Source organism: Thermodesulfobacterium geofontis OPF15 (genome assembly GCF_000215975.1).
Classification (GTDB): domain Bacteria; phylum Desulfobacterota; class Thermodesulfobacteria; order Thermodesulfobacteriales; family Thermodesulfobacteriaceae; genus Thermodesulfobacterium; species Thermodesulfobacterium geofontis.
The window spans coordinates 1,319,026-1,333,732 of sequence record NC_015682.1 but is presented as its reverse complement, the minus strand read 5'-3'; the positions used below and the strand labels follow the sequence as shown (position 1 = coordinate 1,333,732).

Sequence of the window (14,707 nt, the reverse complement as noted above, 5' to 3'; positions counted from 1 at the left end):
AGAATGGAAGAAAAAATCTTAAGTCAAGAAGAAATAGATGCATTACTTGCAGGACTTGCTGAAGGAAAAATAGAAACTGAACCTGAGAAAAAGGTAGATGTAGGGGAGGTTAAACCCTTTGATTTTAGAAATTATACTATTTCAACTCGTTTAAGAATTCCGGGCTTAGAAGTAATAAGTGAGCAATTAATAAGAAGTTTAAGGATGCATATTTCAACTATTTTAAGAGAAGCAGTTGATATTCATAGTCTTCCTCTTTATATGGAAAGGTTTAAAGACTTTTTAAATAGGATACCTGTTCCTACATCCATTCATATTTTTAAATTAGAACCTCTGAAAGGTCAAAGTCTTTTGGTTATAGATGCAACCTTAGCTTATTTGTTTATAGAAAGATTCTTGGGTGGTGAAGGAAAACACGTAAGGGTTGAGGGTAGGGAATTTACACCCATTGAACAAAAACTTATTAAAAAAGTAGTCAATATTATTTTTAATGAATTAGAAAAAGCATGGAGAAATATAATACCTGTTAAAGCAAAATATATAAGAGGAGAAGTTAATCCCCAATTTGCAAGAGTCTTAATGCCTGAAGAAACTGTAATAGTTATGGGTTACAATATAGAACTTGAGGCTATAAGTGGAAAAATTCTATTTTGTTATTCTTTAAATACTCTTCAGCCAGTTAAAGAAAAGTTATATTCTCCTTATCAATTTGAGGAATATATAGATTTGGCTTGGAGAAAATCTTTAGAAAGATATGTTTTTAATAGCGAAGTTAATCTTTCTGCTGTTTTAGGAAAAACTACTATAACTTTGGAAGATTTATTAAATCTTGAAGAAGGGGATGTAATCGTTTTAGATAAAAAGATAGATGAGCCTGTAGAAGTTTATATAGAAGGTGTTCCGAAAATACTTGGTAAATTAGGTGTATTTAAAAATCATATGGCTGTACAAGTTCAAAAATTTTTAACCCTTGAAGAAGAAAATATTAAAAAGGAGGAAAGTTGATGCCTGAAGAAACAAAGGAAAATTTAGAAGGAATAGAAGAAGAAAAAAAACTTAAAAAAGAACCTGAAGGCTCTGAAAATCCTGAAGATTCTGGAGATATGAGTCCTGACGAGTTAATGGCTATGTGGGAAGAAGCACTTAAAGAAGCACAAGTAAAAGAAGCTCAAGCAAAGGAGGCAGAAGCAAAAGAAGCTCAAGCAAAGGAAACTTCAGCTTTAAGTAAAAAAGAAACTCCATCTTCCCAGCCAGCCAAATTAGAAGAACTTTCTCCAGCCCAAAGAACAGGAGCTTATCCAGAATTGGAATTTATCCTTGATATACCTCTTGAAATTTCTGCTGAAATCGGAAGAACTAAGATGCTAATTAGAGATCTTTTGAAACTCAACCAAGGCTCCATTATTGAGCTTGAAAAATTTGCAGGTGAACCTGTTGAAATTTATGTTAATGGAAAGCTCATGGCTAAAGGAGAAGTAGTTGTAGTGAATGATAAATTTGGAGTAAGAATCACAGAAATTATCAGTGCTCAAGAAAGAGTTAAAAAATTAGGATCTTAAAAAGTTATGGAATGGATTAATTATTTACAAAGTTTAGGAATTATCCTTTTAATATTAAGTTTTTTACCCTTAGGAGCTCATTTTTATAAAAAATTAAATGTCAAAAAGTTTGCATCTGATTATATAAAAATTCTTGAGATAAAACCTATTAATTATAAGGCACAAATTTTGTTAATCGAAGTTAAAAATCGAAAAATATTATTAGGATATTCAGATAAGGGATTTACCTATTTAGGGGAGATTAAAGATGATGCTTAGTTTTTATGCAGTTATGCTTCCTACTGTTAAAATCGGTTTTGAAAATGTTCAATCTCCAGAGCAATTTTCTACTATTTTACAGATTTTAATTCTTCTTACTCTCCTTGCTATAGCTCCGACACTTCTATTAATGCTTACATCCTTTACCAGATTGATTGTAGTCTTCTCTATTCTTAGACATGCTATTGGAACAGCACAAACACCTCCTAATCAAGTTTTAATTTCTTTAGCACTCTTTCTAACTTTCTTTATTATGGCTCCTACTTTTAAAGAAGCTTATGAATCCGCTTTAGTACCTTATTTAAATAAAAAGATAGATGAAAAAGAAATGTTTAAAAGAGCATCAAAACCTTTTAAAGAATTTATGTTTAAAAATACAAGAGAAAAAGATTTAGCTTTATTTATAAAGTTAAGAAATGAAGAACGTCCCAGAACACCTGAAGATGTGTCTATTTTTACTCTTATTCCAGCATTTATGATAAGTGAACTTAAAACAGCCTTTCAAATAGGCTTTTTACTCTATATACCTTTTTTAGTTATAGATATGGTCGTATCCAGCGTTCTTATATCTATGGGAATTTTAATGTTACCTCCTATGATGATATCTCTTCCTATAAAATTACTTCTTTTCGTCCTTGTAGATGGTTGGAATTTATTAGTTGGATCTTTAGTTAAAAGTTTTTATTAAAGGGAGCATAAAATGACTGATACTACAGTTTTAAATTTAGCTAAAGAAGCGGTTATTCTTTCTCTAATTCTTTCAGGACCTCTTCTTCTTACTGCCTTGGTAGTTGGCTTAATTATAAGTATTTTACAAGCTGTAACTCAAATTCAGGAAATGACACTTACCTTTGTTCCCAAAATACTTGCTATGGTTTTAGTATTTATCTTGACTTTGCCCTGGACCTTAAAAAAATTGATTACCTTTACAGAAAATTTAATTTTAAACATACCTAACTTTGTTAAATAGCATGGAGATACTACAGATATTAGAAAAAAATATTTATACTTTCTTTTTTATATTTTATAGAACCCTTCTTCTTTTTCTTCTTTTTCCTCTTTTTAGTGTAACCTTTTTTCCTACTAAGTTAAAAATTATTATTTCTTTAGTTTTTGCCCTAATTTTAGCTCCGGTTTTAACCTTTAAACTCCCTCCTCTTACTGATGTGAATGTAGTAAGAATTTTGGTTTCAGATTTTATTTTCATTTTCCTTATTTCTTTAATTTTCAGAATTATTTTAGCAGGAATCCAGTTAGGGGGAGAGCTTGTAGGAATACAAATGGGATTTGGCATCTCCCAAACCATAGATCCTATATCTGGGTTTAGTATGCCTGTTATTTCTCAATTTGTGTATATTATCTTTTTGTTACTCTTTTTTAGTTTTGATTTCCATCATCAATTAATTTATTTTCTTTATGAAAGTTTTGAAAAGATACCTCCCGGAAGCTTTCTTTTAAAAGAAGAAATTGGCATTTTTATTCTTAAAAAGAGTAAACTTATATTTGAGCTTAGTATTAAATTTTTAGCACCTCTTTTAGTTTTTATGATGCTTATTTATGTGAGTTTGGCTGTTATTGGAAGATTAATACCTCAAATAAACATTATTTTTGTAGCCTTTCCTTTGATAACAGGACTTGGAATTTTATTTTTTGGTCTTATGCTTGCTATTCTTCCAAGGATTATATATCCCTGTTTTACTGATTATTTTAAATCTATATTTTTCTTTTTGAGGTAAAAAATGCCTGAAGAACTTCTTCAAGAAAGAACAGAAGAACCTACGCCGCGAAGGCGTGAAGAAGCAAGGAAAAGAGGACAGGTTGTTAAAAGTAGAGAACTTTCCTCAGTTGCTATTTTAGGTGTGGGATTTTTTTCCTTTATACTTCTTAGTTATGTATTTTTCCGTCAATTTTATTTAGTTTTTTATAAAGCTTTTAATAGCTATTATTTTGATTTAAATTTAGCTACATTTTTAAGTTTAAATAAAACAATTTTTCTTTTTGTTTTTAAGATCCTTTTACCCTATTTCTTACTTATTTCTTTGGTTGCTATTATAGTCTATCTTATTCAGACAGGAGGAGGAGTTTGGGCAGAGGAAGTTATTGGTTTTAAATTTGAAAGAATTAATCCTGTAGAAGGATTTAAAAGGCTCTTTTCTTTAACAGCTCTTTTTGAATTAGTAAAGGCTTTATTAAAAATCTTAATTATTGCAGGGGTTACCTACTGGATTGTTAGCAAATATATGGCAAATATTTTAAAACTTTTTGGGGTAGATGTTCCCTATTTAGCATACAATTTTAAAGTTTTACTGAAAGACTTTTTTTCAAAGCTTCTTATTATTCTTGCTATTCTTGGGATTTTAGACTGGGTTTATAACTGGTGGGATGTGGAAAGAAGAATCAAACTCACCCGTCATGAATTGAAAGAAGAATTAAAACAAACAGAAGGAGATCCTTGGGTTAAGGCAAGAATTAGGCAAAAACAAAGAGAAATTGCACGTAGAAGAATGCTTGCAGAAGTGCCCAAAGCAGATGTGGTAATTACAAACCCTACCCATTATGCTGTAGCACTAAAATATGAATTAGGTAAAATGGTTTCTCCACAAGTAATAGCTAAAGGTAAAAATTTTCTTGCTCAAAAAATTAGAGAAATTGCAGAAATGCATAAAATTCCCATATATCATGACCCCCCACTTGCTCAGCTACTTTATGAAAAGGTTGAAGTAGGAGAGTTTATACCTGAAGAATTATATCAAGCTGTAGCAAAAGTTCTTGCCTATGTTTATATGCTTAAGAAAAAAATGGGAAAAATTAAAGAACCAATCTTTAAAGAAAACATGTAAAATTAAGTAAAAATTATGGAAAGAGATATTACTTTAAAAAAATTTTTCGATTTTTATAATATTTCCGCCATAATAGGAATTATTATTTTACTTTCTATTATCCTTTTTCCTTTACCTCCTTATCTTATAGACCTTGCTTTAGCTCTTAATTTTTCAATTTCTATCCTTATTCTCATTATGACTATGCAGGTTAACAAAACGCTTGATTTTACAGGATTTCCTGCCTTGCTTCTAATAACTACTTTATATAGACTTTCTATGAATATAGCTACCACAAGAGTAATTCTTTTGAGGGGGCATGAAGGAACCCATGCAGCTGGGCATATTATAAAAAGCTTTGGTGAATTTGTAGTAGGAGGAAACTATGTTGTAGGTTTTATAGTATTTCTAATTTTGGTTTTGATTAATTTCATAGTTATTACCAGAGGAGCTCAAAGAATTGCTGAGGTAGCAGCAAGATTTACCTTAGATGCTATGCCAGGAAAACAGATGGCTATAGATGCAGATTTGAATGCAGGATTAATTGATGAAAATGAAGCTAAAAGAAGAAGGGAAGAAATAGCAAAAGAGGCAGATTTTTACGGAGCTATGGATGGTGCTTCTAAATTTATTAGAGGAGAGGCAATTGCAGGACTTATCATTGTCTGCATCAATATAATTGGCGGTATATTAATAGGAACTTTACAAAGGGGTTTAGATTTAGCAACTTCAGCTAAAACCTATACTATCTTAACTATAGGAGACGGATTAGTCTCTCAAATTCCTGCTCTTATTGTTTCAACCTCTGCTGGAATTTTAATAAGTAGAGCTGCAGCAGAAGCAGGAATGGGAAGAGACATAGCAACCCAATTTGCTGGACGTCCAGAGGTTTTAATGCTTGCAGGTGGGGTTGTTTTTATTCTTTCTTTAGTTCCAGGATTACCCTTTTTACCTTTCTTCCTTTTAAGTGCTCTACTTTTTGCCTTAGGATATCTTTCCTATTCCGCTCAAAAAGCAAAAGAGACAATTTTAGAAGAAAAAGCTCCTCCACCACCTCCTGAAATAGAGGAAATAAGACCGGTAGAACTTTTAGCTATTGAATTGGGATATGGACTAATTTATCTTGCAGATGAAACAAAAGGAGGAGATTTGCTTGCAAGGATTAAAAATTTAAGAAAACATTTAGCCCAAGAGCTTGGTATAATGATTCCACCTGTTCATATAAGAGATAATTTAGCTTTAAAACCTGGAGAATATTCTATTTTAATTAAAGGTGTTGAAGTAGCAAAAGGAGAACTTATGCCTAATTATTTAATGGCTTTACCTTCAAGGTCTGATCTAATTCCTCCTAAAGGTGCAATACCTACCAAAGAGCCTACTTTCGGGATGGATGCCTATTTTATAAGTGAAGAACTTAGAGAGGAAGCAGAAATAGCAGGTTTTACTGTAGTTAATTTATCTACAGTAATTACCACTCATCTTTCTGAAATAATAAAGAAATACGCAGACGAATTATTAACTAAACAAGAGGTTCAGAGAATTATAGATACTTTAAGCAAGTATTATCCAAAAATAGTAGAAGAGTGCCTTAATAATGTTAACTTAACTATTATTCAGAAGGTACTTCAGAATTTAATAAAAGAAGGTATTCCTCTTAAAGATTTAATAACCATTTTTGAAACAATAGGGGATTATGGGGCAACTATTAAAGATCCAGAAATTTTAACAGAATATGTAAGACAAAAACTATCAAGATACATAATAAAACCTGTTTTAAAAGATCATACTTTACCTGTAATTTTAACGGGAGATGATATAGAGGAAACCATTAAAAAATCTCTCCAAAGAACTGAACAGGGAACATTTCTTATGATTGATCCCAAGATAGGAAGTAAAATAGTGACTGCATTTACTCAGGCTGTAGAAAGAGCAGGTCAAAAAAATATTATACCTGCAATTTTATGCAGTCCTATAATAAGAAGGCACTTAAGAAAACTTATAGAAAGAACTTTGGCTTATGTACCAGTTATTTCTCAAGCAGAAATTCCAACAGAAATAAAAATAGAGGTTTTAGAAGTTGTCAGATTGGTGAGGGAATAAGAAATGAGAATCAAAAAGTTTAGAGGGAAAACTATATTAGAAGCTTTAAATAGAGTAAAAGAAGAATTTGGAGAACAAGCAGTTATTCTTGCTTCAGAACAGATAAAAACTGAAGAAGGAACACTTTTTGAAATAACTGCAGCAATTGAAGAAGAAGAAATTAAGATAAAAAGAGGACATCAAGTTTTTAAAACTTATGCAGAAGAAAACTATAGTGAGTTAAAAGAATATTTAAAAAGGGAGATTTGTGAAATAAAGAAAATGCTTAATCAAGTTTTAAATCCTCAGCCTGAAAATGTAAATTATTTAGATTTGATTGAAAAAGGTGTGCCTCCTTTTATAGCCAAAGAACTAAGCAAAGCAAATCCTGATTTAGAAGAATTTGTTTCTAAAGCCTTAAAAGAAAAAGGAACTGTTCCCCATTCTAAATATCAAGTATTCATAGGAGATTCAGGAACTGGGAAAACTACAAGTGTTTTTAAATTGGCAGCTTGGTATAAGTATAAATATGAAGCTAAGGTTTTGGTAATAAGCCTTGATAATTATAAAATAGGTAGCCATTTTCAGACTAAAAGACTGGCAGAACTTTTAGAAGTTGATTTTGAGATTTTAGATCTTGAAGAACTTAAAGAAATAGCAATAGTTTTTCCTAAATATAATTTCATTCTAATAGATACTCCAAGTTTAGAAAAAAGATTGCTTATAAGTGATTTAGAGGAACTGATTTTAAAAATGCCCTTTTTAAGATTTCAATGGGTTGTAAGAGCAACTGAACATTATGAATATATTTTAAAACAATGGGAAAGAATTGAAAAATTTCCAGTGGAAGGTATAGTTCTTACTTTTGTGGATAAGGTTTATAGTAGTTTACCACTTTTATGGATTCTTGATAGTAGAATACCCCCAATTACTTTCATCTCTAATGGAGAAAGATTGCCAGAAGACATTTTGAAGGCAGAAGAAGAAATAATTAAGAAAATACTTTTTAAAAGTATTTTAAATTTAAATCAAAAGGAGGTTTTATGAGAAGTATTTCCATAGCAAGTGGAAAAGGTGGAGTAGGCAAAACAAGTTTTGTTATAAACTTAGCTTTGGCTCTTTCCCAATATTCTCAAAAAGTTCTTATTTTCGATGCAGACCTTGGGCTTGCAAATATAGATGTAATGTTGGGGATATCTCCTAAATATGATATAAGATATGTAATTAATGGAGACCTTAATTTAAAAGACATTGTTTATCCTACAGAATATAATTTTGATCTTATTCCTGCAAGTTCAGGAGTAGTGGAATTAACAAACTTAAATTCTAATCAAAAACTTATTTTAAAAGATCAAATGGAGGAAGTATTTAAAAAATACGATTACTTACTTTTTGATAGTTCTGCAGGGATTTCAGAAAATGTGCTTTTTTTTATGTATCTTGCTGAAGAAAGAATTATAATCTGCACCCCTGAACCGACTTCAATAGCTGATGCCTATGCCCTTATGAAAGTGGGATATAAACATCATAGAATAAAAGATTATTATTTAGTAGTAAATATGATTAAAAATGAGATAGAAGGTAAAAGAATTTATCAACAACTTTTATATGTAATTGAAAGGTTTTTACCTGAGGTTAAACTTTCTTATTTAGGAGGACTTCCTTTTGATGAATGTGTTAAAACTGCTGTAAAATCTCAAATTCCTTATTTAAAGCTTTGTCCTGAAAATGAAATTAGTAAAAAATTAACACAAATTGCTTTGAAATTACTTAAATTTAATCCTCAAGAAACAAAAGGGCTTGAACAATTTTTAGAAAAATTAACAACAGGTTAAAAATGAAAGAAAAATTAATGAATCAAATTTTTTTAGAAAAGCCACCCTTAGAAAAACTGATAGAAGAATTTTTACCTACAATTAATTATTGGGCAAATAGATATGTTTATTACGGGATGCCAGTAATTAGTAAAGAAGACCTTGTTTCTGCTGGGCTTATAGGACTTATAGAAGCTTATCACAGGTATGATCCTTCTAAAAATGTAAAATTTAAAACCTATGCAGAATTTAGAATTAAGGGAGCTATGCTTGATGAAATAAGAAAATTAGATATAATACCAAGAAGTATAAAGAGTAAAATAAGTGATTTTGAAGAAAGATTAAGAAAACTTTATCAAGAATTGGGTAGAATGCCAGAGGATGAGGAAATTGCAGAATTTATGGAGCTTAGTTTAGAAGAATATTATAAGTTTTTAGAAAGTATAAAAGGAATCACTTTTATTGATATAGAAAATTTAAAGCAAAGATTTCTAGAATTAGAAGAAGAAGATATATTTAATTTTATAGCAGGAGACCAAAGAGAGGATCCCTTTGAAAAATACGCTTTAAAGGAATTACAAGAAAAATTGGAAAAAGCTTTAGATTGTCTTTCAGAAAAAGAAAGATTGGTGTTAGCTTTATATTATTATGAAGGTTTAACTATGAAGGAAATTGCAAAAATACTTGATTATACAGAAAGTAGAATTTCTCAAATACATAACAAAGCAATTTTAAAACTTAGAAGCCTTTTGAATAAATAATATTTAATGAGGTATAAAAATGGCACTCAATACGAATATTAAAATCTTAGTAGTGGATGATTTCGCAACTATGAGAAAAATTATTAAAAACATTCTCCTCCAACTTGGATTTAAAGATATATTAGAAGCAGATGATGGAACAACAGCACTTGAACTTCTTAAAAAACAAAAAGTAGATTTAATAATTTCTGATTGGAATATGCCTAAAATGCCTGGTATCGAGCTTCTTAAAGCTGTTCGTAGTAATGAGGAATTAAAGGATATAAAGTTTATTATGGTTACAGCTGAAGCACAAAAAGAAAACGTTATAGAAGCTATTAAATATGGAGTTAATCAATATGTTGTAAAACCTTTTACTCCAGAAACTTTAAAAGAAAAATTAGAAAAGGTGTTGGGAGACTAAATTGGAAGAAGATATTAAAAAAGAATTAGAAGAGATTAAAGAAGAAGTAAAAGCAAAAGAAACCTCCTTAGAAAAAGAATCTAAAAAAGAAAAAACCGAAGAAAAAATAGATATAACTCTTGAAAAGGCCGAAGGTTTAGTAGAAAAATTAATAAAACCTGAAGAAGAAAAAGAAGAAGTACCAGAAAAAAAACCAAAAAAATTTAAACCAAAAGATGTGGTTCTTATATTTGGAAGTATTTTTATTATAATATCTATTGTTTTTGGGGTATGGATAAGTCTAAAATTAATAAAAGGGGAATTTAAAAAAGGGAAGGATTTAAATTCTTTTTCTGAATCCAATGTCTCAATTCCAGAAGGGGAAGTAATTAAAAAATTCTCTAAAATAGTAATTTCAAAAGAAGAAAAAGAGGTTCAATATCCTTATAAATTAGAACTTAAAAATTTTTTAATTCCATTTGGTTTAAAAGAGTTTTTAAGTTTAAATGTGACCCTTTATTTTGATAACAGTACTTCAGCAAAAGAATTAGCAGAGGCAGAACTTTATTTTAGAGAGAAACTTTACAGTTATCTAAAAAATGTATCACCAGATATATGGAAAGATGCTAAAGAAGTTGAAGCTTTAGAAGAAAAGATTAAAAAAGAGTTTGAAAAAGAAAACATAAAACCTTTGCCCCAAAAGATAAGATTAGAAGGGTTAATATTAAAAGGTTAAAGGTAAAAAAATGCAAGCCCTCTTAATTCTTCTTTTAATAATAGATATTATTATGATAGGAGCTTTTGTTTTCTTTTATATAAGGTTTAAGAAAGTTTTTGAATTACCTTGGGAAGATATTAAAGAAAGTATTGAGAGAGCTCAAGAATTGGTTGAAGAGCTTAAAAAATTAAGAGCAATTCCGGATAAAGGTTCTGAAAAGGATTTAAAAAAGGAGATTCATTTATTAGCTCAGCAAGGATATTCTTTTAAGGAAATTGCTAAAAAATTAGGTATTTCTGAAGCTGAGGTAGAATTAGTTTTGTCATCAAAGAAAAAATTTTAAAAAAATAAAAAATTATGCAAATTACAGCCCCAGCACCTATTATTTATCTTCCTGAAAATTTATGGTCCCTTTTTACGCGACCTGGGAGAGAATTGTTAATAAGAGTGCTTAATATTGAAGGAAAAACCCTTTATTTAGAGTTGGGAGGCGAAAAATTTCAAGCAAGAATTGGAGGTACTCTTACCTCAGAAAATTTTGCTATAGGAGAAGTTTTAAAGGTAAGAGTAGTAAAAACAGGTAATCCCATTATTCTTCAAATTGTTTCTCCAGAAAAAGAAGCAGAAGAACTTAAATTTTTGTATTTAATAAATGCAAAACTTGCTGAAAAACCTTTTAATAAAGAAGTTTTCCAAAAAGATTTTAATCTTTTAGCTACATTAATTAAAGATTTAACAGGAGTAACAAATAAAGAAAAGAAAGAAACTATTGATAAGGAATTGAAAGATTTATTTGGAGAGAAAATAAAATCTCTAAACATTTTTTATAAAGACGAAAAAATAGTAATTTCCTTTGTTTTTAGCGATGAAAGATCTTGGGGATTTTTAGAATTAGGAGAACCTAAGGAAGAACAAGGCAAGATTAAACTTTTTTATTTTAAAATGTTTTTTGAATATTTAGGATTAATGGAATGTTTTCTAAGTTATATGGAGAATGAAGTATTTATAGACCTTTATTTTGCTAATAGAGAATCTTTTGAATTTGCAAAAGAGGAGATTAAAAGTTTAGAAAATCTCTTTTTATTATACAAAATTCCTGCCAAAATTAGTATAAACATGGGAGAAATTTTGCCCGGACAGCTTTTAAAAAAAGAGGGATAGTATGTATAAAATTTTAGTAGTTGATGATTCAAAAGCAATAAGAGAGATAGAAAGAAAATATTTAGAAGAGTTGGGTTTTGAAGTTTTGGAAGCGGAAAATGGAGAGGAAGCTTTAAAAATTTTGGAAGAAAATCCTGATATAAAACTAATTTTACTTGATTGGCATATGCCAGTAATGAATGGATATGAATTTTTATTAAAACTTCGATCCAATCCTAAGTGGGCAGATATTAAAGTTATGATGGTAACTACGGAAAATCAACAAAAAAGTGTAATTGAAGCTATTATGGCTGGAGCTAATGAATATCTTATGAAACCTTTTGATAAAGAAATGTTAGAAGTAAAAGTCAAACATCTTTTAGAGGCTTTTTAAAAAATGGACAAAAAAATAAAGGTTCTTGTAGTCGAAGATTCTCCTATAATGAGAAAATTAATTACAGATATTTTGAAAAATGATCCAGAAATAGAAGTAATTGACACTGCAAAAACTGGTAAAGAGGCTGTAGAAAAAGCAAAAATTTTAAAACCAGATGTAATCACCCTTGATATAGAAATGCCTGAGATGGACGGAATTACAGCTCTAAAAATTTTAAGAAAAGAGGTACCTCAAACAAAAATTATTATGTTTTCTTCACTTACTCAAGAAGGTGCCAAAATAACAATTGAATGTTTAACTTTGGGAGCCTATGATTTTGTTCCTAAGCCCTCAAGTAAGTCCTTTTGGGAAAGTATAAAAAAAATCGAACAAGATCTTATACCTAAAATAAAAAGTGTAACACCTTTAGAAAAGATAAAATCAATTTATAGACCCTCTTATGTGGTTTCTGAGATAAAAAAGGGAATTTATAAAGCTTGTGGGATAGGGGTTTCAACAGGAGGACCTCAAACTCTTCTTAAAATAATTCCTGAACTTTCGCCTAATTTTCCAGCTCCTATTTTAATTGTTCAACATATGCCCCCTCTTTTTACTAAACAATTAGCAGAAAGACTTGACTCAATTTCAAGAATAAGGGTCAAGGAAGCAGAGGAAGGTGAAATCGTAAGAGATGGAATAGTCTATATTGCTCCTGGTGATTATCATATGAGAGTTAAAAAAGAGAATGCTTTTGTTAAAATAAAATTACATCAAGGACCTCCTCGTAATTTTTGTAGACCCTCTGTAGATGAACTTTTTGAATCTTTAGCTGAAGTTTATAATGGCAAAACTTTGGTCTTAGTTTTAACAGGTATGGGAAGTGATGGAAAGGAGGGAGCAAAAAAAATAAAAGAAAAAGGGGGAGTAGTTTTAGCGCAAGATGCAGAAAGCTCAGTTGTATTTGGTATGCCTAAAGCAGTAATTGAAGAAGGCTTAGCAGATGAGGTGATAAATCTTTTTAAAATTCCTGAAAGATTAAAAGAACTTTTTGGAGTTAAATAAAAAATGGATGAGAAAATTTTAGAATTTTTTACAGCCCTTTTAGAAAGATTATCAGGAATTTCTTATACTACAGGGAAAGAATATCTAATTGAAAGTAGATTAAATGAACTTGCTTTATCTTTAGGATATAAAGATATTAATGAACTTTATCAATCTATAGTAAAAAAGGGAGTTGATTCGAAATTATTAAATGAAATTATAGACGCCTTAACTACTAATGAAACCTATTTCTTCAGAGATTATCACCCTTTTGAAGCACTTAGAACTCATGTTTTCCCTGAATTATTTAAAAAAAGAGAAGTTGAAAAAAGAATAAATATCTGGTCAGCAGCCTGTTCAACCGGGCAAGAACCTTATAGTATAGCAATGCTTTTACTTGAACATTTTCCACGTTTTTTGCAAACTTATAAAATTACTATATTAGCAACTGATATATCTCAAAAATGTTTAGAGAAAGCTGAAAAGGGAGTTTATAATCAGATTGAAATAAACAGAGGGTTACCCGTTACTTATTTGATAAAATATTTTAAACAAGACGGAGCTCATTGGTATATTGATGAAAAGGTAAAAAAATTGGTAAAATTTCAAAGACTAAATTTATTAGAAAGTTCAATGAGATTATCAGAAAAATTTGATCTTATTTTATGTCGTTATGTGTTAATTTATTTTTCTGAAGAAATTAAAAAGAAAGTTTTAATAGATCTGTGGAAATTGCTTAATCCTGGAGGCTATTTACTTCTTGGAGCAACAGAAGTTCCAACTGTAACTTTTTCGGATATGGAAAAAAAACTAATAGGAAAAACAATTTTTTATAGAAAGAAGGATTAAAAATGTCCCAGATTAATTTGAATTTCTCTTCTTTTGAAGAAATTAAACAGTATTTTAGAGAACAGGCAAAAAAACTGCATCCTGACAAAGGAGGAAATAGGAAAGAATTTTTAATTTTACTTAATTGGTATCAAGAGGTTTTAGAAAATTTTAAGGAAAAACATAAAATAGAAGTAGTTAATAAATGCCCTTTAATAGGAAATTATCTCTTTTCAGTGCTTGAATTAACAGTTGAAGAAATAGCCTTAGGAGGAAAAAAGAAAATAAAAGTTTTTGGGGAAGAAATAATCTGTCCTTCTTGTAATGGGACAGGAAAAAGGAAAGATGGCTTAACTAAAACATGTGGATTTTGTAAAGGATCTGGATCTATAGAAATAAGAGATGAAAGAAGAAATATCCCTACTTATCTTAATTGTCCTTACTGTAAAGGGCAAGGGTTTTTATTTACAGAAAACTGCGATAATTGTAAAGGAAAAGGGAAATTAAGGATCCAGAAAGAGGTTTATATAGATATCCCTTTAGGACTAAAAGAAGGAGATATTATTTTTATTCCTAAAGAAAGAATAGATTCTCCTTATGACCTATATTTAGAAATCTCTGTTGTTCCTCATCCTTATTTTTCTTTAGAAAATAATAATTTAATATATAAATGTAAAATTCCCTTTTGGGAAATAATATTAAAAGAAGAAATAACTATTTATACTTTAGAAGGAAAGGAAAGTATTCCTTCAAAACTTTTCACTAATGGTTCTCCTATAGTAATAAAAGGCAGAGGACCCTTCCTTAAAGATGGTAAAAGAGGAGATCTTTTAATAGATTTTCAAATTTATATTCCAGAAAAAATTCCTTTTGAAGCAAAAAAATTGATTCTTGAAGCTGTTAAAATTGTTAAATCTCAGGAAGATTAAAAA

At 29.6% G+C, this 14,707-nt stretch carries 19 protein-coding genes; all 19 read left to right on the top strand.

What is annotated here, in order from left to right; translation table 11 throughout:
• Positions 1-3 precede the first annotated feature (3 nt).
• The 19 genes from fliM to TOPB45_RS06800 are packed head-to-tail and all read left to right on the top strand — an operon-like array spanning position 4 to position 14,704.
• Entirely contained in the window at positions 4-1,005 is a 1,002-nt protein-coding gene (gene fliM, locus TOPB45_RS06890; protein WP_013910115.1) for a flagellar motor switch protein FliM, read from the top strand.
• Positions 1,005-1,559, top strand: coding sequence for a flagellar motor switch protein FliN (gene fliN / locus TOPB45_RS06885; RefSeq protein ID WP_013910114.1), 555 nt, complete (start codon positions 1,005-1,007; stop codon positions 1,557-1,559). The genes fliM and fliN overlap by 1 nt, the downstream gene beginning before the upstream one ends.
• Positions 1,560-1,565: 6 nt before the next feature.
• Positions 1,566-1,817 (top strand): flagellar biosynthetic protein FliO, encoded by a 252-nt coding sequence (locus TOPB45_RS06880; RefSeq protein WP_013910113.1) that lies wholly within the window; start codon positions 1,566-1,568, stop codon positions 1,815-1,817.
• A complete protein-coding gene (gene fliP, locus TOPB45_RS06875) occupies positions 1,807-2,505 on the top strand; it encodes a flagellar type III secretion system pore protein FliP (protein ID WP_013910112.1) in 699 nt (232 codons plus the stop codon). Before TOPB45_RS06880 ends, fliP begins: the two co-directional genes overlap by 11 nt.
• Before the next feature lie 12 nt (positions 2,506-2,517).
• Positions 2,518-2,787 (top strand): flagellar biosynthesis protein FliQ, encoded by a 270-nt coding sequence (gene fliQ / locus TOPB45_RS06870; protein WP_013910111.1) that lies wholly within the window; start codon positions 2,518-2,520, stop codon positions 2,785-2,787.
• Position 2,788: 1 nt separating this feature from the next.
• The gene (locus TOPB45_RS06865; RefSeq protein ID WP_013910110.1) at positions 2,789-3,553 is read left to right on the top strand and encodes a flagellar biosynthetic protein FliR; all 765 of its coding nucleotides are present in this window, start codon (positions 2,789-2,791) and stop codon (positions 3,551-3,553) included.
• 3 nt (positions 3,554-3,556) lie between these two features.
• On the top strand, positions 3,557-4,657 hold the full coding sequence (flhB, locus tag TOPB45_RS06860) for a flagellar biosynthesis protein FlhB (protein ID WP_013910109.1): 1,101 nt from the start codon (positions 3,557-3,559) through the stop codon (positions 4,655-4,657).
• A gap of 15 nt (positions 4,658-4,672) precedes the next feature.
• Positions 4,673-6,736, top strand: coding sequence for a flagellar biosynthesis protein FlhA (flhA, locus tag TOPB45_RS06855; RefSeq protein ID WP_013910108.1), 2,064 nt, complete (start codon positions 4,673-4,675; stop codon positions 6,734-6,736).
• 3 nt (positions 6,737-6,739) lie between these two features.
• A complete protein-coding gene (locus TOPB45_RS06850; protein WP_013910107.1) occupies positions 6,740-7,762 on the top strand; it encodes a flagellar biosynthesis protein FlhF in 1,023 nt (340 codons plus the stop codon).
• Positions 7,759-8,550 (top strand): MinD/ParA family protein, encoded by a 792-nt coding sequence (locus TOPB45_RS06845; RefSeq protein ID WP_013910106.1) that lies wholly within the window; start codon positions 7,759-7,761, stop codon positions 8,548-8,550. The genes TOPB45_RS06850 and TOPB45_RS06845 overlap by 4 nt, the downstream gene beginning before the upstream one ends.
• A gap of 2 nt (positions 8,551-8,552) precedes the next feature.
• Positions 8,553-9,290, top strand: coding sequence for a sigma-70 family RNA polymerase sigma factor (locus TOPB45_RS06840; protein WP_013910105.1), 738 nt, complete (start codon positions 8,553-8,555; stop codon positions 9,288-9,290).
• Positions 9,291-9,309: 19 nt separating this feature from the next.
• The gene (locus TOPB45_RS06835) at positions 9,310-9,693 is read left to right on the top strand and encodes a chemotaxis response regulator CheY (RefSeq protein ID WP_013910104.1); all 384 of its coding nucleotides are present in this window, start codon (positions 9,310-9,312) and stop codon (positions 9,691-9,693) included.
• A gap of 1 nt (position 9,694) precedes the next feature.
• Positions 9,695-10,408, top strand: a complete 714-nt coding sequence (locus TOPB45_RS06830) for a hypothetical protein (protein ID WP_013910103.1) — start codon at positions 9,695-9,697, stop codon at positions 10,406-10,408.
• A 10-nt stretch (positions 10,409-10,418) separates the two neighbouring features.
• On the top strand, positions 10,419-10,733 hold the full coding sequence (locus TOPB45_RS06825) for a hypothetical protein (protein ID WP_013910102.1): 315 nt from the start codon (positions 10,419-10,421) through the stop codon (positions 10,731-10,733).
• Positions 10,734-10,747: 14 nt separating this feature from the next.
• Positions 10,748-11,551, top strand: a complete 804-nt coding sequence (locus TOPB45_RS06820) for a hypothetical protein (protein WP_013910101.1) — start codon at positions 10,748-10,750, stop codon at positions 11,549-11,551.
• Between the two features lies 1 nt (position 11,552).
• Complete coding sequence (locus TOPB45_RS06815) at positions 11,553-11,924, top strand: response regulator (RefSeq protein ID WP_013910100.1); 372 nt, start codon at positions 11,553-11,555, stop codon at positions 11,922-11,924.
• Between the two features lie 3 nt (positions 11,925-11,927).
• Positions 11,928-12,968: a protein-glutamate methylesterase/protein-glutamine glutaminase gene (locus TOPB45_RS06810; RefSeq protein ID WP_013910099.1), complete on the top strand. Its 1,041-nt coding sequence runs from the start codon at positions 11,928-11,930 to the stop codon at positions 12,966-12,968.
• 3 nt (positions 12,969-12,971) lie between these two features.
• Positions 12,972-13,796: a CheR family methyltransferase gene (locus TOPB45_RS06805; RefSeq protein WP_013910098.1), complete on the top strand. Its 825-nt coding sequence runs from the start codon at positions 12,972-12,974 to the stop codon at positions 13,794-13,796.
• Between the two features lie 2 nt (positions 13,797-13,798).
• Positions 13,799-14,704, top strand: a complete 906-nt coding sequence (locus tag TOPB45_RS06800) for a J domain-containing protein (RefSeq protein WP_013910097.1) — start codon at positions 13,799-13,801, stop codon at positions 14,702-14,704.
• The last annotated feature ends 3 nt before the right edge of the window (positions 14,705-14,707 follow it).

Coding starts and splice junctions, on each gene's coding strand:
- fliM (WP_013910115.1), top strand. CDS start 4: ATGGAAGAAAAAATCTTAAGTCAAGAAGAAATAGATGCATTACTTGCA.
- fliN (WP_013910114.1), top strand. CDS start 1,005: ATGCCTGAAGAAACAAAGGAAAATTTAGAAGGAATAGAAGAAGAAAAA.
- TOPB45_RS06880 (WP_013910113.1), top strand. CDS start 1,566: ATGGAATGGATTAATTATTTACAAAGTTTAGGAATTATCCTTTTAATA.
- fliP (WP_013910112.1), top strand. CDS start 1,807: ATGATGCTTAGTTTTTATGCAGTTATGCTTCCTACTGTTAAAATCGGT.
- fliQ (WP_013910111.1), top strand. CDS start 2,518: ATGACTGATACTACAGTTTTAAATTTAGCTAAAGAAGCGGTTATTCTT.
- TOPB45_RS06865 (WP_013910110.1), top strand. CDS start 2,789: ATGGAGATACTACAGATATTAGAAAAAAATATTTATACTTTCTTTTTT.
- flhB (WP_013910109.1), top strand. CDS start 3,557: ATGCCTGAAGAACTTCTTCAAGAAAGAACAGAAGAACCTACGCCGCGA.
- flhA (WP_013910108.1), top strand. CDS start 4,673: ATGGAAAGAGATATTACTTTAAAAAAATTTTTCGATTTTTATAATATT.
- TOPB45_RS06850 (WP_013910107.1), top strand. CDS start 6,740: ATGAGAATCAAAAAGTTTAGAGGGAAAACTATATTAGAAGCTTTAAAT.
- TOPB45_RS06845 (WP_013910106.1), top strand. CDS start 7,759: ATGAGAAGTATTTCCATAGCAAGTGGAAAAGGTGGAGTAGGCAAAACA.
- TOPB45_RS06840 (WP_013910105.1), top strand. CDS start 8,553: ATGAAAGAAAAATTAATGAATCAAATTTTTTTAGAAAAGCCACCCTTA.
- TOPB45_RS06835 (WP_013910104.1), top strand. CDS start 9,310: ATGGCACTCAATACGAATATTAAAATCTTAGTAGTGGATGATTTCGCA.
- TOPB45_RS06825 (WP_013910102.1), top strand. CDS start 10,419: ATGCAAGCCCTCTTAATTCTTCTTTTAATAATAGATATTATTATGATA.
- TOPB45_RS06820 (WP_013910101.1), top strand. CDS start 10,748: ATGCAAATTACAGCCCCAGCACCTATTATTTATCTTCCTGAAAATTTA.
- TOPB45_RS06815 (WP_013910100.1), top strand. CDS start 11,553: ATGTATAAAATTTTAGTAGTTGATGATTCAAAAGCAATAAGAGAGATA.
- TOPB45_RS06810 (WP_013910099.1), top strand. CDS start 11,928: ATGGACAAAAAAATAAAGGTTCTTGTAGTCGAAGATTCTCCTATAATG.
- TOPB45_RS06805 (WP_013910098.1), top strand. CDS start 12,972: ATGGATGAGAAAATTTTAGAATTTTTTACAGCCCTTTTAGAAAGATTA.
- TOPB45_RS06800 (WP_013910097.1), top strand. CDS start 13,799: ATGTCCCAGATTAATTTGAATTTCTCTTCTTTTGAAGAAATTAAACAG.